This is a genomic window from Shimazuella soli (genome assembly GCF_022511585.1).
Classification (GTDB): Bacteria; Bacillota; Bacilli; order Thermoactinomycetales; family Thermoactinomycetaceae; genus Shimazuella; species Shimazuella soli.
In genome coordinates this window covers 37,735-58,693 of sequence record NZ_JAKWBN010000006.1, presented here as the reverse complement: position 1 = coordinate 58,693, position 20,959 = coordinate 37,735, and the positions used below count along the sequence as shown (strand labels likewise).

The following is a 20,959-nucleotide window of genomic DNA, read 5'->3' as shown; positions in this document are numbered from 1 at the left end:
GTGCTCTATTCCCTTAAAGAACAATATGCAAGTATAAACCTCCTTAACCACACTTTGATTTGTATCCTAAATAAGTATACAAAAAATCAGATTAGTTTTAAAGACAATATAGGAAAATAGCCTCTACCTTGTCAAGATAGAAGCTATTTTTCCTATTGTTGTTCACGCATATGAGGAAATAACAGCACATCACGAATAGAAGGGCTGTCTGTAAGCAGCATAACGAGTCTGTCAATTCCGATACCAAGACCACCAGCTGGAGGCATTCCATGCTCCATCGCTTCCAGAAAATCTTCGTCAAGTGGCTGTGCTTCATCATTTCCAGCTGCTTTTTCGGCCATTTGCGCTTCAAAACGTTTGCGTTGTTCGATTGGATCATTTAATTCTGTAAAGGCATTTGCATGCTCTCTGCCATAAATAAATAGTTCAAATCGATCTGTAAAACGGTCGTCTTTAGCATTTTGTTTAGCCAGCGGAGAAATTGCCACAGGATGTCCATATACGAAAGTTGGTTGAATGAGCAAGTGCTCGATTTTTTGCTCAAAAAATTCATTTACAATATGTCCGAAAGTCATGTTAGGTGTCACTTCTACCCCATGTTCCTTAGCTAATTGATGCGCTTTTTCATCAGACATATGTTCTGTAAAATCAATTCCCACATGTTCTTTAATAAGATCTGTCATCGAACGGCGAGCCCAACCTGGGGAAAGGTCGATCTCTTGTCCTTGGTATGTGATAAGAGATGTTCCGCGAACCTGCTTCGTAATCGAAGCAATCAAATTTTCCGTCAAATCCATAATGTCCTCAAAATCAGCATAAGCCTCATAGAGTTCCATCATCGTAAATTCGGGGTTATGCCGAGTAGAAATTCCTTCATTTCGATAACATCTACCAATCTCAAATACTTTCTCGACTCCACCAATCATCAATCGTTTTAAGTGAAGCTCTAAGGCAACTCGCATATAAAGAGGCATGTCCAAAGCATTATGATGTGTCACAAAGGGACGAGCAGAAGCTCCACCTGCAAGTACATGCAGAGTAGGAGTCTCCACCTCCAAATATCCTAAATCCGTTAAATAACGGCGCATCGCTGTGAGAATTTGACTTCTTGTTATAAAAGTTTGTTTTACTTCTGGATTCATGATTAAATCCAAATACCGCTTGCGATAACGTTGTTCTACGTCTTTTAGACCATGGTACTTCTCTGGCAGTGGTCGAAGTGCTTTGGAAAGAAAAGATAGTTCTTTAGCGCGAACACTTAACTCGCCCCGATTTGTCTTAAAGACAGTTCCCGTGACACCCAAATAATCCCCCATGTCACTTTGGGAAAACACTTCATACTGTTCTTCGCCGACTTGGTCCAAACGCACATAAATCTGGATTCGGCCACTCATATCTTGAATATGAGCAAAAGATGCTTTCCCTTGTACCCGTTTTGTCATCAATCGTCCAGCAATAGAAACCGAAACCTCTTTCTCTGCGAGTTCCTCTTTCGTTAGTCCATCATACAGAGCTTCCAAATCTTTTGCGACATGGGTGCGGACAAATTTTTCACCAAAAGGATCAACACCGCGTTTTCTAAGTAGATCTACTTTTTCTCTTCTAACTTGCATTTGTTCACTCTGTTCAGCTTGATCGATCATTTTTCTTTCCAACTCCTCTATCTTCAGGGCTTACGCCACGGTCTCTTCTAATTCTTGTGCAAAAGTCAACAAGTAATCAGCCATTTCATCACGTGTAGTGGCACGGTTAACCAAATCTTTCAACTTTGCACTATCACGCAGTCCTTTTAAATACCAGGCAGCATGTTTTCTCATTTCTCTTACAGCAACCTCTTCTCCCCGAAGAGCAATCAATCGATCCATATGAAGAATAGCAATTTCCATCTTTTCTTTGGCACTTGGTTCTGGAGTTAAAACTCCATCTTCTAAGTAATTTATGGTACGGTACAGCATCCATGGATTTCCCAGAGCAGCCCGGCCAATCATTACACCATCGCAACCTGTTTTCTCAAGCATGTCACTTGCATCTTCAGGAGTGAAGACATCACCATTGCCTATCACAGGAATATCTACGGATTCCTTAACTTGGCGGATGATATCCCAGTTTGCTTTTCCTTTGTACATCTGAACTCTTGTCCGACCATGTACAGAAACTGCGGAACCACCTGCACGTTCTACTGCTTGTGCATTTTCAATCGCAAAAATATGTTCATCATCCCAACCAATCCGCATTTTTACGGTAACTGGTTTGCTCACTGCATCAACAACAGCAGAAACCATTTCATATATTTTATTCGGATCTAGTAACCAACGAGCACCTGCGTCACATTTAACTACTTTAGGAACAGGGCAACCCATATTAATATCAATAATATCTGCATTGGTTTCTTCGTCTACCACTTTTGCAGCTTCCACGAGAGTATGGCGGTCTCCACCAACAATTTGCAAACTAAGCGGCTTTTCTCGCTCGTCAACAAATAACATTTCTCGTGTCCTTTTATTCCCATGCAAAATAGCCTTGTCACTTACCATTTCAGCACAAACAAGACCTGTACCAAATTCTTTCGCGATCAAGCGGAATGCTGGATTACATACTCCAGCCATTGGAGCCAGTACTACACGATTCTTCATCGTAATCGGTCCGATCTTTAACAACATTTTTCCTCCTCTCGAAAAGGAATTACCAGTATGTCTAAATTAAGTTTTACCACGAGAAATCCCGTTTTTTTATCCATTGATCTTTTGGTAATGCTCTCATTGCTTCATCCAAGCTTTGACCAGTTGGAAGAATAATTTCTCCCGTTAACTCGTGGAGTGGAATTAAAGCAAATGCTCGTTCTAACAGCCTAGGATGAGGGATAGTCAATTCCACTGTATCTATGATTCGATGGTCATATAACAAAATATCTACATCCATTGTCCTAGGACCAAACCGCTCAAGACGCACCCGATGCAAACACTGTTCTACTTTCTGTGCAGCTTGCAAAAGCTCTGTTGGCGGCAATACCGTATCGATCTCTGCGACTAAATTAAAAAAGTTAGGTTGATCCAAATAACCAACAGGTGATGTCTCATACAAGGACGATATTCTTCTTACCGAAACTCCTCCTGAATGATGTAAAAGTGCCAATGCCTGTTGTAATTGGTTAATTGGATCACCTAAATTAGCACCAAGGCCTAAATAAGCCATGATTCGCTTGCTCATTTTGAACGAACCACTTCTACCCCAACTGATTCATAATGACCAGGAATTGGGGGATCAGGTTTGGTTACTCTTACCAATACTTCTGGCACCGAAAATTTGGTAAGCAGTGTATTTGCTATGCTTTCTGCTAATGCTTCAATTAAGCGAAACTGCTGCCCTTCCACTATTTTTTGAACAACTTGAAAAACTTGTCCATAATCAATGGAGTATTTCAGTTGGTCTGTTTGACCGGCAGGTTGTAAATTCAAACGTAACTCTAAGTCAACCATAAAACGTTGTCCAAGCTTATTCTCCTCAGGAAAAGCCCCATGATAGGCATAGAAGCTCATCTGTTTGAGAATGATTTTATCCATTTTCTACGGCTCCTTTTAACACATCCATCATCTGACAAAATCGAACCGTTTGCTGTACATCATGAACACGTATGATATGACATCCTTTTGTTATACCCCAACCTACTGTTGCTAGGGTTCCTTCTAATCTCTGGTCAACATCCAATTGGAGAGTATATCCAATAAAAGATTTTCTTGAAGTACCTAGGAGAACTGGGTAACCGAGCGCAACCAATTCATCTAAATGCTGCATCACGTAAATATTTTCTTCCACTGTTTTGGCAAATCCAATGCCGGGATCAAGAATGATATTTTTCCCGGATACACCAGCATCTTTGACTAGAGTAATAGAGGACTCCATATCCTCTATTACCTCATTTATAAGATTTTGGTAAGCAGCATCAACACGATTATGCATCAAGATGACTGGAACTTGTAACTCCCCCATGACTCGGGGCATATCTGCATCTTTTTTTGCTCCCCAAACGTCATTAATAATGTGCGCTCCAGCTTGGATGGCCTCTTTAGCTACCTGAGCCTTATACGTATCGATGGATATTGGAAGATCAATTCGAGTGGACACTTTTTCAATGATGGGAATCACTCGTTCTAGCTCTTCCTCTACAGAAACAGCTCGAAAACCTGGTCTTGTAGATTCACCGCCGATGTCCAAAATATCAGCGCCATCTCTCTTCAATTTTTCGGCATGCTTCAATGCCCGGTCTAGGGAATCAAACATACCACCATCCGAAAAAGAATCTGGTGTTATATTTAATATTCCCATGACAAGGGTACGTTTTCCCACAGGAAGGATGTGTGAACCAGCTACTAGCAACGGATTACCTCCTAGGATGCGTAAGTGCGAATGAAGTTGGTCAAAAGTTGTTTACCATATTGACTTAAAAGAGACTCAGGATGAAATTGAACTCCTTCAATCGGCAGTGTTCGATGGCGAACCGCCATTATCTCGCCATTTTCCGTTTGGGCACTTATCTCAAGTGAATCGGGTAAAGATGCAGGATCTATGATTAATGAATGGTACCTAGTAGCAGTGAACGGAGATGGAATGTCAACAAATATTCCTTTGCCATCATGGTGAATTTCGGAAGTTTTCCCATGCATTAACTCAGCTGCGCGTATAACCTTTCCTCCAAACGCCTGTCCAATGGATTGATGGCCTAAGCAAACTCCAAAGATAGGAATAACACCTGCAAGCTGGTCAATCAGATCAAGGGTAATTCCAGCGTCATTTGGTGTCCCCGGACCAGGAGAAATAACGATCATTTTTGGGGAAAGAGCCTGAATTTCAGCTACCGTTTTTTCATCATTGCGAAACACTTTTAACTCTTCCCCTAGTTCACCAAAATACTGCACCAAATTGTACGTAAATGAATCATAGTTATCAATCATTACTATCATCTCTACTCCACTCCTCTATGCTTTCTCCGCTATACTCAATAATGCTCCATTTTAACACAAATGGAGGAAAATCCAAAAGAAAATCATCTTTTACCTCTACCTTACTATATAGAGGTTGTTGCATAAATAAAATTGAACACTTGATAAGGTCGCTTGATGTGTGTGTTCTCCGCGTCTGTTGTTGAAAAACACAAAGGACGCTTCACCCACCCACATCTGCGCTTTTACGTTGAATAATGCAACAGACTCTATAAAAAAAAGGACATTACGTGTAGCTTAACACGTCTGTCCTATTATTTCCTAACTTTATTTTTCTTCAAACTGATACAAAGGTGTTGTGAGATAACGCTCTCCATTACTTGGAATTACAGCGATTACTTTTTTTCCAGCTCCTAAACGGCGTGCTACTTTTAGTGCAGCAGAAACTGCCGCTCCTGAGGAAATCCCCACAAGTATGCCTTCTTCACGTCCTAATTTACGTGCCCATTTGAATGCTTCTTCATTTTCCACTTTGATAATTTCATCATATATTTCTGTATTTAGAATAGATGGTACAAATCCTGCACCAATCCCTTGTATTTTATGTGGTCCCGGCTTCCCACCAGACAATACAGGCGAATCTTGTGGTTCTACTGCTACTACATGAAGATTGGGGAAAGTCTCTTTTAATACTTCACCCGCCCCTGTAATCGTGCCACCTGTACCAATTCCAGCAACAAATGCATCGATCTGACCATCCACTTGACTGATGAGTTCTTTTGCTGTTGTTTCACGATGGATTTTCACATTATCCTCATTATTAAATTGCTGTGGCATAAAATACTCTGGATGGGCTTCTTTTAACTCTTCTGCTTTGGCAATTGCACCTTTCATTCCTTCTGCCCCTGGTGTTAAAACGAGTTCTGCACCATATGCCCGCAGCAAGTTGCGACGCTCCACACTCATCGTATCAGGCATAACTAGGATAGCACGATAGCCTTTTGCTGCTGCTACCATCGCCAAACCAATACCGGTGTTACCACTAGTCGGCTCAATAATAGTGTCTCCTGGTTTTAATTCGCCTCGCTCTTCTGCACCCTCAATCATGCTGAGTCCAATGCGATCCTTTACACTTCCTCCAGGGTTAAAAAACTCCAATTTAAGGTAAACATCGGCATCTGCCTTACCAACAATGTGATTCAACTTCACTAAAGGTGTCTGTCCTATCAATTCAAGTATGTTATTCGCAACTCGCATATTAATCCCCCTAATTCCGAGTGATAAAGCAGGAATATATGAGTTTATCTTATCAATTACATGAATAATTTGTCAATCTAGGGAACCTATGATTTCCAGTAGTTCTTTTTTATCAAATTGGTATTTCTCATTACAAAAATGACAAACAACTTCTGCTTCCCCAACTTCTTTTACAATCGATTTTAATTCTTCCACCCCAAGACTGATCAGCATATCTTTTACTTTCTCATGGGAACAAGTACATCCAAATTTTGTATCTTTTTTATCTAAGAAACGTGTATCGTCACCCATTATTTGCTGCAACAGTTGCTCAGGAGAAATACCTTTGGCTAATAAATTAGTGATCGAGGTGATTTTGCCTATTTTTTCTTCTAACTGATCAATAATCTCTTCTGGAGCATTGGGTAATAGTTGAATCATATAACCTCCAGCGACTAAAATTTTGTCACGATTCACCAAAACCCCAAGCCCAACAGAACTAGGAGTTTGCTCAGAAGAAGTAAAATAATAAGTAAAATCGTCTGCTAATTCCCCAGATACAATAGGAGATGTTCCTTGATATGGGTTTCCTAGACCTAAGTCACGAGTTACATACAGTGAACCTTTCCCAACTGCTCTTGCTACGTCTAACTTCCCTTTATCGTTCAATGGAAGTAGAACATCTGGATGATCGACGTATCCTCGTATCTTACTTTCGCCGTCTGTTTCCGCTACAATCCGACCTACTGGTCCATCCCCATCTACCTGCAAGGTAATACGCTCCTTTTTTCCTTTGATGGTTAAACTTAAGAGAGATGCCATTGTCGCAGTTCTCCCCAGAGCTGCACTCGCAACTGGAAAAGTAAGGTGTCGATGTTGTAACTCTTGTACAAGGTCTGTCGTTAACGCTGCAAAACCTCTAACGTATCCATCAGCTGATATAGCTCGAATTGTGTAATCCATCGCACATCCTCCAATTATTGATTTCTTTTATAGATTATTTTCAACCCTTCTAGAGTAAGGAGAGGGTCTATTTTATCAATCGTATCTGTACTATGACAGATTAAGTTTGCCAAACCTCCTGTAGCAATAACGGTAGGTTTTACAGGACTTTGACTTTTCATCCGATTAACGATGCCATCCACCAAACCAACATATCCATAGTAAATCCCGGATTGAACAGCATGAACGGTGTTACGCCCAATAACCTCTGTAGGCTGAACAATTTCGACCCGAGTTAGTTTTGCGGCCCGCTGATACAAAGCTTCGGCAGATATCTGAACCCCAGGAGCTATCGCACCTCCAAAGTACCTTGCATGCTCATCAACGTAACAAAAAGTAGTAGCTGTGCCAAAATCGACAATGATAGCTGGGGCACCATACAATTCTACCGCTGCCACTGCATTTGCAATGCGGTCAGCACCTACTTCTCTCGGATCATCTGTTTGGATATGCAAACCTGTTTTTACCCCTGGTCCTAAGATTAGCGGATCAATCATCAAGTATTTCTCACTTAGTTTGCGCAAGACATAAGTGATGGGAGGGACAACAGAAGAAATAACGGCTCCATCGATCTGGGACAACTGCAATCCTGCATGAGAAAGCAATTGTTTAAATGTCATAGCATATTCATCTTCTGTTGCATTTCGGTCTGTCTGCATTCTCCAATGATGTAATAATTGCTCTTGTTCATAAATCCCAAAAACAATATTGGTATTTCCAACATCCATTACGAGTAACATGTCTTTGCTCCTTCCGTAACCAAGAAAAAAACCTGTACTCAATCAAGAAGAAAGGAACAAAGTAGAGAAAGTCATCCTCTCTAGCTTTCGTAATCCTTTCTCCCATCCAGTTTGAGTACTAGGTTTTTGTCATTAAAGATCTTTTTTAGGTGGTTCTTCCTCATTTATTTCTTCAATCTTCGGCTCTTCTTTTACAGGTTCATTGTCTTTTCCTTGGATCGTTACAACGACAGAATCATCGATTTTCCCAGTTTCTAGCAACTGTTTAATCTGCTCTTCATCTAAGGTTTCACGAGTTAGAAGAGTTTCAGCTAGCAAATTAAGTTGATCGCGGCGTTCTGTCAACATTTGTTTAGCTTGATCGTAACAGCTGCGAATTAACTCTTGCATTTCAGTGTCAATTTCATAAGCGATCTGATCAGAATAATTTTGTTCATGACCTAAATCTCTTCCAAGGAACACTTGCCCTTGGGACTTACCGAACTGCATAGTGGCAAACTTTTCACTCATTCCATACTCGGTAATCATAGAGCGAACAATAGCTGTAGCCCGTTCAAAGTCATTACTAGCACCTGTACTAACTTCTCCAAAGACAACTTCTTCCGCTACACGTCCACCAAGTAATCCTGTGACCCGGTCGAGTAATTCTCCCTTAGTAGCGATATAACGATCTTCTTTTGGAAGCATCATCGCATATCCACCCGCTTGACCTCGTGGGACAATGGTTACTTTATGAACAGTGTCCGCATTTTTCACATAGTATCCCACAATAACGTGCCCAGCCTCATGAAAAGCGACAATTCGCCTTTCTTTCTCACTGACGACTCTGCTTTTCTTCTGAGGACCTGCGATAACACGATCCACTGCTTCATCAATCTCTAACATGGTTATTTTACGCTTGTTTTCACGAGCTGCTAACAGTGCTGCCTCATTCAACAAGTTTTCTAAATCAGCGCCAGAAAAGCCAGTTGTACGTTGCGCTACAACGGACAGTTTTACACTTTCATCTATTGGTTTATTGCGTGCATGCACTTTTAAAATTTCTTCTCTTCCACGAACGTCCGGGCGATTTACTAAGATTTGACGATCAAAACGTCCAGGACGCAGCAAGGCAGGATCTAAAATATCAGGACGGTTGGTCGCTGCCATGATGATGATACCAGCATTTGCATCAAATCCGTCCATTTCAACAAGCAGTTGGTTCAAGGTTTGTTCACGTTCATCGTGGCCTCCGCCTAAACCTGCTCCACGTTGACGACCTACTGCATCAATCTCATCGATAAAGATAATACAAGGTGCATTTTTCTTAGCTTGCTCAAACAAATCTCTTACACGAGAAGCTCCTACCCCTACAAACATTTCAACAAAGTCAGAACCACTGATCGAAAAGAATGGCACCTTTGCTTCACCAGCTACTGCACGTGCCAATAAAGTTTTACCAGTACCAGGAGGCCCTACAAGTAAAACACCTTTTGGAATGCGAGCACCCATCTGTGCAAAACGACGATTATCTTTTAGAAAATCAACGATCTCGATCAATTCCGTTTTCTCTTCATCTGCACCTGCAACATCGTTAAAGGTAACTCGTTTTTTCTCTTCGTTGTATAATCTTGCCTTGCTCTTCCCAAAATTCATCACTCGGCTGCCGCCGCCCTGCGCCTGATTCATGAGGAAGAGGAATAAAATAATCACACCAACAATCGGAATAATGGAGGTGAAGATAGAAATCCAAATCGAATCACTCTTAGTTTTCTCCACTGAAAACTTTACATTGTATTTCTGCAAATCTTGAGTAACCGTAGATCCATATCCTAAAGGTCCTTGGGTTACAAATGATTTTGATTTATTGTTCTTATACTTACCTGTAATGTGATATGTATCACCTTCGGGTTGAATCGTAACACTATCGATCTGATTCGTTGTCAACAGATTATGGTATTCACTGTACGTTAACTGTTTCGTAGCAGAACTTGTATTAGCTACGAGATTAAACACTCCAACGATTACAAGGATGAGGGTAACATACAATAATCCATTTCTGAGGAAGTAGTTTTTCATCCTTGGCCTCCTCTCCAGTCTTTATCAGTCCATTTATATAAAAAAATTGTGTACTTCCGAAACGAGCACTTGTTCATTCTAGCACAAGTTAAAATGGCCGACTACACTCCCTTTCTGATTCCATCCAAATTCAGGTGTTTTTAGTATTGTACACCTCTTCTTTTAAAACCCCTATGTAAGGCAAATTTCTATACTTCTCATCGTAATCGAGACCAAAGCCAATAACAAACTTATCTGGAACTTGGAATCCATAATAATCAGGAACTAAATTTGCCTGCCGTCTGGATGGCTTGTCAAGTAGTGTAACTGTTTTAACAGAACGTGCATCCCGCCCTTTGAACAAGTCTACTAAATAACTCAATGTAAGTCCTGTATCAATGATATCCTCCACAAGCAGAATATCACGGTTTTGTACAGATGAATCCAAATCCTTCAGAATTCTAACTTGTCCAGAAGATTTGGTTGATGCACCATAGCTGGAACATGCCATAAAATCAATCTCAATAGGCAAATTGATTTCACGAATCAAATCCGACATAAATGGAGCTGCTCCCTTTAATATGCACACACACAAAAGGTCTTGCTCTTGGTAATCATTTGTAATTTGTTTTCCAAGTTCCTTGATTTTTTCTTGGATCTGATCTGTTGAAACTAAAATCTCTTTTACATCTTGATGCAACTTCCTTTTCCCTCCAAACGACTATCACTGTTCCTTGCTTCCAATATGTATCGCTTTATCTACCCATCTTAACTATTTTGTTCCATCATCCAATGCAATGTCAGATAATGGGTAGTTTTTGAGGTCACCGGCGCAATGGAAGAACGTCGTATGCCAGGAATCCAGATAATTTCCTGACTGGAGACGACCATTGGCACTTTGCCTCTTTCTGCTTGAGGAATCTTATGTTCCATCAACAAAGCTTTTACTCGCTTTCGACCTTTGAAACCGTAGGGATGAATATAGTCCCCTGCTCGCCGATTGCGAACAGCCAGCTGTTGCAACTCTAATTCATCAGCATCAAATACTGCTTTGTGATGAGATTCACGAAAGCTTAAGTGCGTAGGTGTGGTGGAAAGCGTAGCTTCTATCACACCATATGGTAAATAGGTTGTGCTAGGGATAGGAAGAGGATAATACCATTCATCTTCCCCTTGATTTATGTAATCTTTGGTCAGACGGAGTATTTCATATGATCTTACTCCTTTTATTCCACCGGGAAGGAAAATCCATACCGAAGGAGATTGGTGTACCCCTAATTGTAACACCTGTTCAATCGAATAGTAAGGTAGATTTTCATCAGTTAGACAACTTAATATTAGTTTAACCATCCTTCTTTGTAAAGCAACAGGATAAGAAAGAAAGGCTGGAAGATCAATTTGGTATTCTTCCTCACTTATTTTTTGTGAGCAAGCGTTTACACCTTCAATCGTCCAATTTTCCCAGACTTTTTCCTCTTCCTTTATAAGACTGCCCAATTGCAATATCGCTTGCTTTGCTTGAGGATTATACGAAAGTAAATTAGGAATTAATTCCAGTCGCAAACGATTCCTTGTATAATCTGTTGATTGATTGCTGGCATCTTCTCTTGGTACAATTTGTTTTTCACTCAAATAGTTTTCCAATTCTTTCCTGTATATTCCTAAAAGCGGACGGACGATCTGCAAGTTTCCCCATTCTCTTTTTGCATGCATTCCAGCTATTCCACTTGGTCCAGTCCCTCGAATTATTCGCATCAAAATGGTCTCTACTTGATCATCTGCATGATGTGCCAATACAATTTTTTTGATATTCCACTCTTCTGCAGCTTTGCGAAAAGCTTGATAACGTAACTCTCTAGCAATTGCTTGTTTATTACCACCTGCAGTTTCTTTTTTTGCTCGAACGTCTACATCTTTAATTTGATAAGATATCTGACGCTGCTGGCAAAATTCGGATACATATCTAGCATCTCCATCACTGGCGTCTCCTCGAAGATGATGGTTGACATGGACAACAAAAATACGCCAACCATATTTTGGAGAAAGCTCGAAAAGTGCTTCCAACAATGCGATGGAATCACATCCCCCAGAAACACCAACAAGTAGTTTTTCACCTGGGTCAAATAAGGTTTGCGTTTGAATAAGGGATTCTAATTTTGTTAAAAACAACTTGCCACCTCATATTAAGAAATCCCGGCAGTTAACCGGGATAAGAAATGTTGTTCTTATTTTAGCAATTTATAGAGTAGATTCCAACTAAGGTATTTTTAGCTGCCAACAACTGCTGTACGATCTACCCTTCGCAATCCTGGGATACGAATAGATGTCCACTCGGGAGCATATCGCTCGACTCTAGAGACAACAACCGTCATATCATCATGAATAGCCCCTTGGTGCTGGATCACCTTCTCTAGCAAAGAGTCAGCGAAATCCTGCGGGTCTTTCGTATCTATTTCATGAAGAATTCGATTCATAAATGCTTCTTTATTCATCGCATGTCTTGAAGCATCGTAGACACCATCACTCATCATGATCATTATATCGCCAGGTTCTAGCTGCATTTCGATCGGTTTGATGTCAATTTCTTTTAATATACCGATTGGAGGGCTAGAAGCAGCTAACTTGATAATTTTCTTGCCTCGTTTGATGAATCCAGGAGTGGAACCAATTTTCATAAATCTCCCTCTCCCAGAGTTTAAATCAACTAATGCTAAATCGATCGTAGCAAACATCTCATCCATCGTCCGAAGGGATAAGATGGAATTAACCGAATCCACTGCACGTTCTTCATGCATCCCTGCCTGTAACAATCGCCGTAATAGTTTTAACGCCGCACTTGATTCTTCTTGAGCTCGCTGTCCGTTACCCATTCCATCACTTATTGCAATCGCAGCTTTGCCCGTTCCTAATTGGAGAGAACAAAAACTATCACCTGAAACAACAGCTCCACCTTTTGCTGCGTTTGCTGAACCAGTTTTCAATTCAAATTTTTGAGCAGAACCAAGCGTGATAATAGCTCCAGATACACCATCTTGTACCATCTTACGATGTACATTGATCGGCTCACCGATTATTTCGGTTAACAAAGGAGCAATAAGCTTCTTACACTCGTCCAATGCATCTACATGTGGCATAACCACTTCTATTTCTACTTTACCTTCTGCTAGATTTAAAACGTCTACTCGCTGTATGTCAACTCCTAACGTTTCTAGAGCGGAGTGAATTTGATCTTCTTGCACGGTCAACACCTGTGCCTCATGCCGAATCTCTCGTGTCAGTTTTTCCATTACTTCTGCCATTCCACTAAGTTGATCCGATACTACCTTTTTCGATTCATCTATTTTTTCTTTCCAATACATTCGTTCATGATGATAGATATATTGGGCTTGGCATGATTCCAAAACTTTGTCCGGGCGAATGCAATGCTCTGCCCAAAAGGGAGGAACTGGAATAGGCCCTTCACCGTTCGCCTCCACCAAGGTTAATAAATTCGTCATCCCTTGATACGTTTTTACCACTTTTTTCTCCCAACAATCTGTAAACCTCCGACACCCCATGCATGCCTCTGACATGATATTGCCAATAAACTGGTTCACTTGCTCTTCATCATCATGGCGTTTTTTTGAAACATCTTCTCGAAAGCTGCCTGCCAGTTCATAAAATAATTCAGTAAAACGTTCTACTTTCCCTGCAGTAGCATCCCGAAGCCTGCGAATATATTCTTGATGTGCCATTTGATTTTCAAACGTTCCCGGCACTAATCTCGAGAGTTTTAAAAACACGGATTCCTTCGTCAAGAAAAAGAATAAAATAGCGATCATCGATTCCTCTAAAGACAACCAAAAATTAGCATTATTCGCTTGATACAATGATAAAATAGTGGAACCGAGTAAAAACCCAACAGCTACTCCAATCCTCCTGCCCTCTTGAAACAATCCTGCTAATAATCCAGAGAATGCTAACAAAGAAATCTCCATAATGGCTTTGGTATCCGATAAATTCAAGATAAGTCCTGTAACCACGCCCATGGAAGCACCGAGCATTCCACCTCCTACTAAAGCCAATATCAAAATCATATAACGGGAGGCAATATGAACAATAGATATATCACCAACTTGCCATCCAATCATTCCAGTTAAAACAGAACCCATCAAAATTACCAAACAAACCATCTCTTCGTGCTTTAAACCTAACCGATTTTTTTTAACGGTAAATAAGGGTAATGATTGTACAAAGATAAACGTAAGAATAAAACTAAGCAATATATCAATTGCCGCAAATAAGTACGAGTAATTGGCGTTCGATTGCAGACTAAATTCTAACAGGTGGCCCACGGTGCTGCTGATGAGAACAACAAACGGGGTAGAAGAAAGACTGCCTCGACCAAACCATTGGAATAGCTTGTTGACAATGAACAGCACCATAAAAAAACCCGTCATCTTCACCGCCGCCATTGGTCCTAATGTAGCAGCACCTAGCAAGAGAGAAAGCATCACTAACGGCCATTCTCGCCTACCGAGATGGAAGAGCACCGCAAGGTATGCTAATGAAAATGGGGAGAGTGCTTCCAATATCGTTGCACGACCTAACAAAAAACCCATAGTCAGCACAGGAAAATTCCACATACTCATGATTCGATGAGAAAATCTTTTCACCCATCCTTTTTCCAATAAAGCCGGACGATAAATGATATTTTTTATAAATGACATAATATACCTCCGTTTGCGTATTTGTGCTCCCCATTATAGGTGGCGATTCTAAAAATGTTTGTCAAAATGGCTGGAAATCAAAAAAAAGTTTCCGACAAAGGGCTTAGATTAGATAAACAAAGCCAAAGAGAAATAAAAAAGAGACAAAGTCCCATAAACATGGGAAACCTTCGTCTCTTTTTTCGTCTTTTCATGTCGATATGAAAGTTATAAACTTAGACTCCGACAAAACTTCTCAATAACAACCTTTTTTGTGTCGAAAAATTCACTTTCGGGCAATTGGTTTCGTAACAATTGGAATCATTTCTGTATCTTGCACAAATCGTGGAATCAATCTACGTTTGGTCTGCAATTGTAACATTGTATCCAATGTACGAAGAGCATGTACTTGCTGCCGTTTGCGAAGATGCCCTTTATCAATAGAATCTGCAAATTCATCGACATCAATCAGATGATACCGGCCGTCCGGATATACAATCAGGTCTAGCAAGAGGTCCACCATCACATAGCGCATCGGGGCGACTTCTTTCATTTCCATCACATCACAGTAGTAATACATAAATTCACCGTTTTTATGAAAGACCTTCGAGATGGTATAACCCTTTTTCACAAAATAATAAGTGTGGAAAATCCGTTTGCCATCCGGATTTGCATATTGAGTGGAAAAGCAGGACCGGCCGCGCCAATCACGAACTTTTTCGGTATAGGTTTTATTTATGGTAGTAAATTTTACCTTTTTGATTACCACATTCACCAGATATTTCCCACTCTTCCATACAAGAAAAGAAGGCGTTATACGCAACCTTGATCAAGGTTGTGATTCCGCCTTCTCCTCTCTTCTTTTGGTAGCGGCGGAGGGGCTCGAACCCCCGACCTCACGGGTATGAACCGTACGCTCTAGCCAGCTGAGCTACGCCGCCAAACATATATTATTGGTTACAGGGGCAGGATTCGAACCTGCGACCTTTGGGTTATGAGCCCAACGAGCTACCGAGCTGCTCCACCCTGCGATAATATGGTTGCGGGGGCAGGATTTGAACCTGCGACCTTTGGGTTATGAGCCCAACGAGCTACCGAGCTGCTCCACCCCGCGGCATCAGCGAACAGACTTTATTGTAGTATACTTCGTAAAGAAAAGTCAAGAAAAAATTTGTCCTCCGGCCGACCTTGATTACACATTAGAAAAAGGATGTGCCGGATGACACATCCTTCAGTCCTAGTCATTTTCAATCGGAACATTTTTTTCTCCAGGTTTTCCATAACCATGTTTATGTGCTTGCTCCATTAAATAATCTTTGTCCTGGTAACGTTTTACATCCTCTGTTAACTTTTTAGCTGTAGCTTCTACTGTTGCCAGCTCTTGTTGGCGCTTATGTAAGACTTCCTCTTTGTGGGCAATTCTTATCTCTTGTATTACCAATTGGACAATACACCATCCAAAAAACAATACCATCAAAACTAACCAAATTAAACGACGACGTTTTACTTTCGGATGCAATTTTGGAGGTAAGGGCTTGGAGGTCGTTCCAATTTCTACCTGAGGTTCAGGTGATCGAAACCGCAAAACGTTATTTTTTAGGTTCATTCATTCCTTCACCTCCTCGGAAAATGGTTTAGAGAAAGAACAATGAAATAAGCAAACTTCATTATTGCTCATCATTCTTCTTTCGGCTTGCCCACCAAGTTTTCAACTTAGTGGTATATGGTCTGCAATAACGAATCACAGGACCTAGTAACCATAATAACGGTTTTGTTATTATTTTCCAAATGAAAAGAAGAATCGCTCGAAACATACGCCAAAGGAGACTAATAAGTCGGACAATGGGTCGATAGAATAAAATCTCGATCAAACGAATGACTCTTTTAATGAGCCATTCAACAAAATATAACAGTTTAGTCAATATATTGGTTATTGGTTTCGTTAGAAGCCGAAGATAAAATAATATTCCAGCAATAATTGCAATCATAATATAAAACCGCATCTCACCCCAGTTACTCCACAGGAGTATCCCAAACACAAAACATGCTGAGGATACCCAGAAGAGTAAATCAATCATGGAAATCGGCCAGCCCCGAAGGGTAAATCTTCTAGCTAAGACACGATACACATCTAAAAAAACTCCTAATAATGCACCAGAAGCAAACATCAACGACAGTGTGATCCATTGCGTTTCTAACGTCAACGAAATAACCGTCCTAATACACTTTTGGTTTTATCTGATCTCGGATGATTCACATCCAAATAACTGATATCTAAAAACTGGCCGCGTATAGAAATGATACCTTGTTCCAGATCAAGATTTTTTAGATGCAATTCCTGCCCACGAATACCTACATACCCATACTCCGTAGATAACAAAAACTCTTCACTGTCAAAACTCTCTATACCTGTTACACCACTTATCTCTAATTCATTGCGGTTCGTCAAAATTAACTCATGGTGGTTATTTGTATCTTGTACCATCAATATGTCCCCTTCCAAAAAATCTTCTGGTATAACTTATGGGGACAACCTGAGGATTAGAACGGAAATTAATGAACAGCTTCTTCTTTGACGATGGTGTATAGTGTATCTGCCATATCTTTTGGCACATTTTCCGCGATACGTTCGACTTTTGCAGTCACTAGTTTTTGACCAAAGCGAATCGTTAAAATATCTCCTGCCTTTACTTCTGATCCAGCCTTTGCAACCTTCTCATTGATGGATACCCGGCCGCCGTCACAAACTTCCTTCGCTAAGGTACGGCGTTTAATCATTCTTGATACTTTTAAAAACTTATCCAATCTCATTGATCTCATCCTTTTCCATTATCTTTGCTTCTTGCCACCAAGCTTCTAATTGATCGATGCCATAATCCTCCATCGGCCGACCGTTTTCTTTTGCTCGCTTTTCGACATGACGGAATCTCCGGTCAAATTTACGAGTAGTCTGAAATAAGGCCACTTCCGGGTCAATTTTATAAAAACGGGCGATGTTGATGACAGTGAACAACACATCTCCTAATTCTTTTTCTCTTTCCATCGAATTTGGTGCATTTGCTAACTCCATCAGTTCTTCTTTCATCTTATCTAAGACACCTGTTACATCATCCCAATCAAAGCCAACTTTTGCAGCTTTTTTCTGTTGTTCATATGCCATTAAAACAGCTGGGAACGATTTTGGAATATCATCCAAAATAGAGTCTTTCTTTCCTTTTCCTTCAGTCTCCTTTACCGCATCCCATGTTTGCACCACTTTGTCTGGTGTATCCGCATGTGCTGTCCCGAATACGTGGGGATGTCTACGGATCAACTTTTCATTCAAATTTTCAATTACTTCACTAAGACTAAACCCATAGCGTTCTTCTGCAATAACTGCATGAAAAATCACTTGTAACAAGACATCTCCCAGTTCTTCTACCATTGCCTGGTCATCCTGTTGATTGATGGCATCAATAAATTCATAAGCTTCTTCTATTAAATAAGGGCGAAGGGACTCATGGGTTTGTTCCCGATCCCAAGGACAGCCTTCAGGACTGCGCAATTGCCGCATGATTTGTACCAAGTAAGAAAACTGTTTATAAAAAATGGAATCGTCCTTAGCAGGAGGAACATATACACTGGTCAAGTTAGAAAATCCATGCTGGCGATCGAGTTCATACAATGGAACTTTGGTGATTTTCTCTTTCCCTGATACACCAAGTGCGTCCGCAATGATCACTTCATAATCATCTGGATATGTCTGCATCAAGGTTAACTTTACATCAGAGGCTATAAATGAACTATAGACTTGTCCTATTAATATGTGCTGGCTTGGATTCCATACATGACTCTCAGTCAAATTTGTTCCATCTAACAGTTGAAATCCTTCTACTGGATCAATTTCTAATCTTGCAAAGGCAATATCAAGAAAACTTCCCCCGCCTAGGACATGAATATCAGTAGAAGAGGCTGGCCCTTCTTGTATAAGAAGTTGTACAGTCCGCTCCGCAACCATCGGATGCCCTGGTACAGCGTAGATAATATGGTCATGTTCATCCGCTAATCGAAAAAGTTCATCGGCTATTTCTCGATATACAGGTTCAAACTGATCGTGTTTTTCGTAAATATGGTCGAAAGTCTTGAAAGGAATTCCTTGTTTTTGCATCCACGGAGTAATCGGATGATCGATGGTCCGCAAGAAAATAGGATCACCAGACTGTAAAAGCTTCCATGCACCAATGGACAAACTATCTTCATTCCCAAATCCCAAGCCGACAATTGTTATGCACTTCACCGCTACCTTCCTTTCAAAGCCTCTTTATTTCTTAAAATATATCATATCATGTAAGGGTTATAGGGGACGAATGGTTCTGTGTGGAGGGCAAAAATGATATAGTGTAGGTAAACAAATTCTGTAAGGGGGATATATGCAACACATTAACTTTGCTGGTATTGTCTTTGCTATGATTGGTAGTTTCTTTATAGGAACTTTGTATCAAGCTTTTCGTGAAAGACAAAAAGCAAATAAGGAATACAAATTTGCTCTCATTCTTTTTGTTATTGGTCTAATCCTTGCTCTTGTATTTCTGTGGTTGCTTTATAGAGCCTCACATTGAGAAATGAAGCCTACTCCGCTGAAACAACAACCACTTGTAAGAAAGAATTAGCAAAGATATAATTAGTTTACCTTGCCCAGTACAATCGCTCAGCGATTTCACAACAGGTAAAAGTGATAGGGGTATTACTACTTGCCTTTTAAAAACTGGGCAAGGTTTTTTTATTATCGACAGAATATTACGACCATTATATGTATACGCTCGCTGAACAGTGTCCCTGCTCAGCGACTTCACAACAATTGATAGGGGTTTTATCTCTTGCCTTTGAGACGCTTTACCAATTTCACCACTAGGCGAGAAATGGCAAACACAATTATCCCGGCAAACAAAGAAAGCAAAGTCCAGGTAATGATACTGGCAACCAGGCTGGATACCAGTTTGTAGCTAATTGCAGCGACTCCGAATCCTGAAGCAGCAGTGAGTATTTTCACTAACAGCATGATTTCCTCACGCGAATCAGCAGACTGTTTGCGGCATTCTTCCTGTCGCTTAAATTGCTGATCCTCCAACTCCCGGAGTTCTTTCGCCTCTGCGCGCTCCTCGGCTTTCCTGCTACGTCCGTTACTCTCTTAATCAAAGTGCATACCCTGCTTTGATCTTTTGAGGTCTTGACGCTTTAGTTTGAGGTCAGCCTTATGGGTCATTTCCTCGTACTTTTCCTTCTTTGACTTTTTAGCCATAGTATTCCACTCCTCTAGCCAGTGGGTGGAAAGCGTCCAAAGCATGGTATTAGAGAAAATGGGAGTCGTTTTATCGTCTCGACCAAAATCCCTTACTTGGACTACCTCACTGGCTACATACAGTTAGCAGTCAACTGTGCTAACCATAGGTAGCCAGTGAGAGTAGTCATCCCTATCGATTTGTTGCAAAAAAAAAGACATCCTTAAAGGATATCTAATTTATATTATATAAAACTATAGGAAAATTGACATCTTTTATCTCATGTTCATCTCCATTACGGCTTATATTTATTTGTATATTCAGATAATTGATCACCCAGCAAGATAGACAACCCAAAAGGCTATCTATCTCAATCCTAACAACCTGATAGATCTGCTTCCTGCCTAGACTTCTCTCGACTCACCACAAGCACTAGCTGTAAAACTACAACGAAAGCTACACACAAGGTGAGATTCCCTTTTTCTTCTACTCAGTTTGAACGGAGATGGAAAACCATAAGCTGCCTTGAGACATAGTAGAGAATTCAGCGAATCGCGGTACTTCGTTTCAGTAGTTGTTGTGACATTCTCCCTGCCACTTCAATCTACGGACAATCTTGCTTGCGAAGTTCCTGTGCTTCTCTTCTCTTTTCTCTCACAGCCTTACGCCTCTCCTTTGCTGTGACAAAACGATTGTCTTGCTCCAGCTTCTGACCTTCCAGAATCAGTTTTCGAAGAGTTTCTCGCTTCACCTTGTTTCCGTAACTGCGTTCCTTCCAAGTCATCGTGTTTCACTCCTGTGCCAGCGGGAGGAAAGCGTCCTAGCATGGTGATCAGGTAACTGGGAGTCGTTTTATCGTCTCAACCAATCCCTAATCTATATCAGATTTACTAGACCACCCTCACTGGCTGCATACAGCTAACAAGCAACGTGTTAACCATATGGAGCCAGCGAGAGTAGTCTGCTACCAAGAATTGTTATAAAAAAGACATCCTGCAAGAGGATATCTTCTCTACTATTATATACTAAATTCTTGAAATTTTGGCTCCTGCATCCTCTCT

General features: G+C 40.7%; 22 protein-coding genes and 3 tRNA genes. 1 reads left to right on the top strand and 24 read right to left on the bottom strand.

Annotated features, from left to right (window positions below; all coding sequences use genetic code 11):
• Positions 1–152: 152 nt before the first annotated feature.
• The 22 genes from lysS to yabN form a co-directional block, all read right to left on the bottom strand.
• Positions 153–1,640: a lysine--tRNA ligase gene (gene lysS, locus MK805_RS13215; RefSeq protein ID WP_240876477.1), complete on the bottom strand. Its 1,488-nt coding sequence runs from the start codon at positions 1,638–1,640 to the stop codon at positions 153–155.
• 33 nt (positions 1,641–1,673) lie between these two features.
• On the bottom strand, positions 1,674–2,657 hold the full coding sequence (gene dusB / locus MK805_RS13210; RefSeq protein WP_240876476.1) for a tRNA dihydrouridine synthase DusB: 984 nt from the start codon (positions 2,655–2,657) through the stop codon (positions 1,674–1,676).
• A gap of 49 nt (positions 2,658–2,706) precedes the next feature.
• Positions 2,707–3,207, bottom strand: a complete 501-nt coding sequence (gene folK / locus MK805_RS13205; protein WP_240876361.1) for a 2-amino-4-hydroxy-6-hydroxymethyldihydropteridine diphosphokinase — start codon at positions 3,205–3,207, stop codon at positions 2,707–2,709.
• Positions 3,204–3,560, bottom strand: coding sequence for a dihydroneopterin aldolase (folB, locus tag MK805_RS13200; RefSeq protein ID WP_240876360.1), 357 nt, complete (start codon positions 3,558–3,560; stop codon positions 3,204–3,206). The genes folK and folB overlap by 4 nt, the downstream gene beginning before the upstream one ends.
• Entirely contained in the window at positions 3,553–4,323 is a 771-nt protein-coding gene (gene folP, locus MK805_RS13195; RefSeq protein WP_240876475.1) for a dihydropteroate synthase, read from the bottom strand. The genes folB and folP overlap by 8 nt, the downstream gene beginning before the upstream one ends.
• Before the next feature lie 62 nt (positions 4,324–4,385).
• Positions 4,386–4,958 carry an anthranilate synthase component II gene (locus tag MK805_RS13190; RefSeq protein ID WP_240876359.1) on the bottom strand — a complete coding sequence of 191 codons (573 nt, stop codon included), beginning with the start codon at positions 4,956–4,958 and terminating at the stop codon, positions 4,386–4,388.
• Between the two features lie 306 nt (positions 4,959–5,264).
• A complete protein-coding gene (gene cysK, locus MK805_RS13185) occupies positions 5,265–6,194 on the bottom strand; it encodes a cysteine synthase A (protein WP_240876358.1) in 930 nt (309 codons plus the stop codon).
• A 72-nt stretch (positions 6,195–6,266) separates the two neighbouring features.
• Positions 6,267–7,136: an Hsp33 family molecular chaperone HslO gene (gene hslO / locus MK805_RS13180; protein ID WP_240876357.1), complete on the bottom strand. Its 870-nt coding sequence runs from the start codon at positions 7,134–7,136 to the stop codon at positions 6,267–6,269.
• Between the two features lie 14 nt (positions 7,137–7,150).
• A complete protein-coding gene (locus MK805_RS13175; RefSeq protein WP_240876356.1) occupies positions 7,151–7,915 on the bottom strand; it encodes a type III pantothenate kinase in 765 nt (254 codons plus the stop codon).
• A 132-nt stretch (positions 7,916–8,047) separates the two neighbouring features.
• Positions 8,048–9,973: an ATP-dependent zinc metalloprotease FtsH gene (gene ftsH, locus MK805_RS13170; protein ID WP_240876355.1), complete on the bottom strand. Its 1,926-nt coding sequence runs from the start codon at positions 9,971–9,973 to the stop codon at positions 8,048–8,050.
• Positions 9,974–10,103: 130 nt separating this feature from the next.
• On the bottom strand, positions 10,104–10,652 hold the full coding sequence (gene hpt / locus MK805_RS13165; protein ID WP_240876354.1) for a hypoxanthine phosphoribosyltransferase: 549 nt from the start codon (positions 10,650–10,652) through the stop codon (positions 10,104–10,106).
• Between the two features lie 68 nt (positions 10,653–10,720).
• Positions 10,721–12,121: a tRNA lysidine(34) synthetase TilS gene (gene tilS, locus MK805_RS13160; RefSeq protein ID WP_240876353.1), complete on the bottom strand. Its 1,401-nt coding sequence runs from the start codon at positions 12,119–12,121 to the stop codon at positions 10,721–10,723.
• Between the two features lie 98 nt (positions 12,122–12,219).
• Positions 12,220–14,661, bottom strand: coding sequence for a stage II sporulation protein E (gene spoIIE, locus MK805_RS13155; protein ID WP_240876352.1), 2,442 nt, complete (start codon positions 14,659–14,661; stop codon positions 12,220–12,222).
• A 265-nt stretch (positions 14,662–14,926) separates the two neighbouring features.
• Positions 14,927–15,415 (bottom strand): ribonuclease FAU-1 family protein, encoded by a 489-nt coding sequence (locus MK805_RS13150; RefSeq protein ID WP_240876351.1) that lies wholly within the window; start codon positions 15,413–15,415, stop codon positions 14,927–14,929.
• Between the two features lie 89 nt (positions 15,416–15,504).
• Positions 15,505–15,581: transfer RNA gene (locus MK805_RS13145), tRNA-Met, on the bottom strand.
• 13 nt (positions 15,582–15,594) lie between these two features.
• A tRNA-Met gene (locus MK805_RS13140) sits at positions 15,595–15,671 on the bottom strand.
• Positions 15,672–15,677: 6 nt separating this feature from the next.
• Positions 15,678–15,754, bottom strand: a tRNA-Met gene (locus tag MK805_RS13135).
• Positions 15,755–15,877: 123 nt separating this feature from the next.
• Positions 15,878–16,246: a septum formation initiator family protein gene (locus MK805_RS13130; RefSeq protein WP_240876350.1), complete on the bottom strand. Its 369-nt coding sequence runs from the start codon at positions 16,244–16,246 to the stop codon at positions 15,878–15,880.
• Positions 16,247–16,307: 61 nt separating this feature from the next.
• Positions 16,308–16,844: a spore cortex biosynthesis protein YabQ gene (gene yabQ, locus MK805_RS13125; RefSeq protein WP_240876349.1), complete on the bottom strand. Its 537-nt coding sequence runs from the start codon at positions 16,842–16,844 to the stop codon at positions 16,308–16,310.
• Entirely contained in the window at positions 16,841–17,128 is a 288-nt protein-coding gene (yabP, locus tag MK805_RS13120; protein WP_420833079.1) for a sporulation protein YabP, read from the bottom strand. The genes yabQ and yabP overlap by 4 nt, the downstream gene beginning before the upstream one ends.
• A 65-nt stretch (positions 17,129–17,193) precedes the next feature.
• Complete coding sequence (locus MK805_RS13115; protein WP_240876347.1) at positions 17,194–17,451, bottom strand: RNA-binding S4 domain-containing protein; 258 nt, start codon at positions 17,449–17,451, stop codon at positions 17,194–17,196.
• Positions 17,438–18,916 carry a bifunctional methyltransferase/pyrophosphohydrolase YabN gene (gene yabN / locus MK805_RS13110; RefSeq protein ID WP_240876346.1) on the bottom strand — a complete coding sequence of 493 codons (1,479 nt, stop codon included), beginning with the start codon at positions 18,914–18,916 and terminating at the stop codon, positions 17,438–17,440. The genes MK805_RS13115 and yabN overlap by 14 nt, the downstream gene beginning before the upstream one ends.
• A 133-nt stretch (positions 18,917–19,049) precedes the next feature.
• Here yabN and MK805_RS13105 point away from each other — a divergent pair, with 133 nt between their 5' ends.
• On the top strand, positions 19,050–19,238 hold the full coding sequence (locus MK805_RS13105) for a hypothetical protein (RefSeq protein ID WP_240876345.1): 189 nt from the start codon (positions 19,050–19,052) through the stop codon (positions 19,236–19,238).
• A 251-nt stretch (positions 19,239–19,489) separates the two neighbouring features.
• Here MK805_RS13105 and MK805_RS13100 read toward each other — a convergent pair whose 3' ends face one another.
• Positions 19,490–19,747, bottom strand: a complete 258-nt coding sequence (locus tag MK805_RS13100) for a hypothetical protein (RefSeq protein ID WP_240876344.1) — start codon at positions 19,745–19,747, stop codon at positions 19,490–19,492.
• Between the two features lie 755 nt (positions 19,748–20,502).
• A complete protein-coding gene (locus MK805_RS13095; protein ID WP_240876343.1) occupies positions 20,503–20,682 on the bottom strand; it encodes a hypothetical protein in 180 nt (59 codons plus the stop codon).
• Positions 20,683–20,959: the final 277 nt, after the last annotated feature.

Excerpts from the sequence above, each read along its gene's own strand:
- MK805_RS13130 (WP_240876350.1), bottom strand. The coding sequence starts at position 16,246 with ATGAACCTAAAAAATAACGTTTTGCGGTTTCGATCACCTGAACCTCAG.
- MK805_RS13105 (WP_240876345.1), top strand. The coding sequence starts at position 19,050 with ATGCAACACATTAACTTTGCTGGTATTGTCTTTGCTATGATTGGTAGT.
- MK805_RS13175 (WP_240876356.1), bottom strand. The coding sequence starts at position 7,915 with ATGTTACTCGTAATGGATGTTGGAAATACCAATATTGTTTTTGGGATT.
- hslO (WP_240876357.1), bottom strand. The coding sequence starts at position 7,136 with ATGGATTACACAATTCGAGCTATATCAGCTGATGGATACGTTAGAGGT.
- MK805_RS13115 (WP_240876347.1), bottom strand. The coding sequence starts at position 17,451 with ATGAGATTGGATAAGTTTTTAAAAGTATCAAGAATGATTAAACGCCGT.
- folP (WP_240876475.1), bottom strand. The coding sequence starts at position 4,323 with ATGGGAATATTAAATATAACACCAGATTCTTTTTCGGATGGTGGTATG.
- ftsH (WP_240876355.1), bottom strand. The coding sequence starts at position 9,973 with ATGAAAAACTACTTCCTCAGAAATGGATTATTGTATGTTACCCTCATC.
- folK (WP_240876361.1), bottom strand. The coding sequence starts at position 3,207 with ATGAGCAAGCGAATCATGGCTTATTTAGGCCTTGGTGCTAATTTAGGT.
- cysK (WP_240876358.1), bottom strand. The coding sequence starts at position 6,194 with ATGCGAGTTGCGAATAACATACTTGAATTGATAGGACAGACACCTTTA.
- MK805_RS13095 (WP_240876343.1), bottom strand. The coding sequence starts at position 20,682 with ATGACTTGGAAGGAACGCAGTTACGGAAACAAGGTGAAGCGAGAAACT.
- folB (WP_240876360.1), bottom strand. The coding sequence starts at position 3,560 with ATGGATAAAATCATTCTCAAACAGATGAGCTTCTATGCCTATCATGGG.
- MK805_RS13190 (WP_240876359.1), bottom strand. The coding sequence starts at position 4,958 with ATGATAGTAATGATTGATAACTATGATTCATTTACGTACAATTTGGTG.
- spoIIE (WP_240876352.1), bottom strand. The coding sequence starts at position 14,661 with ATGTCATTTATAAAAAATATCATTTATCGTCCGGCTTTATTGGAAAAA.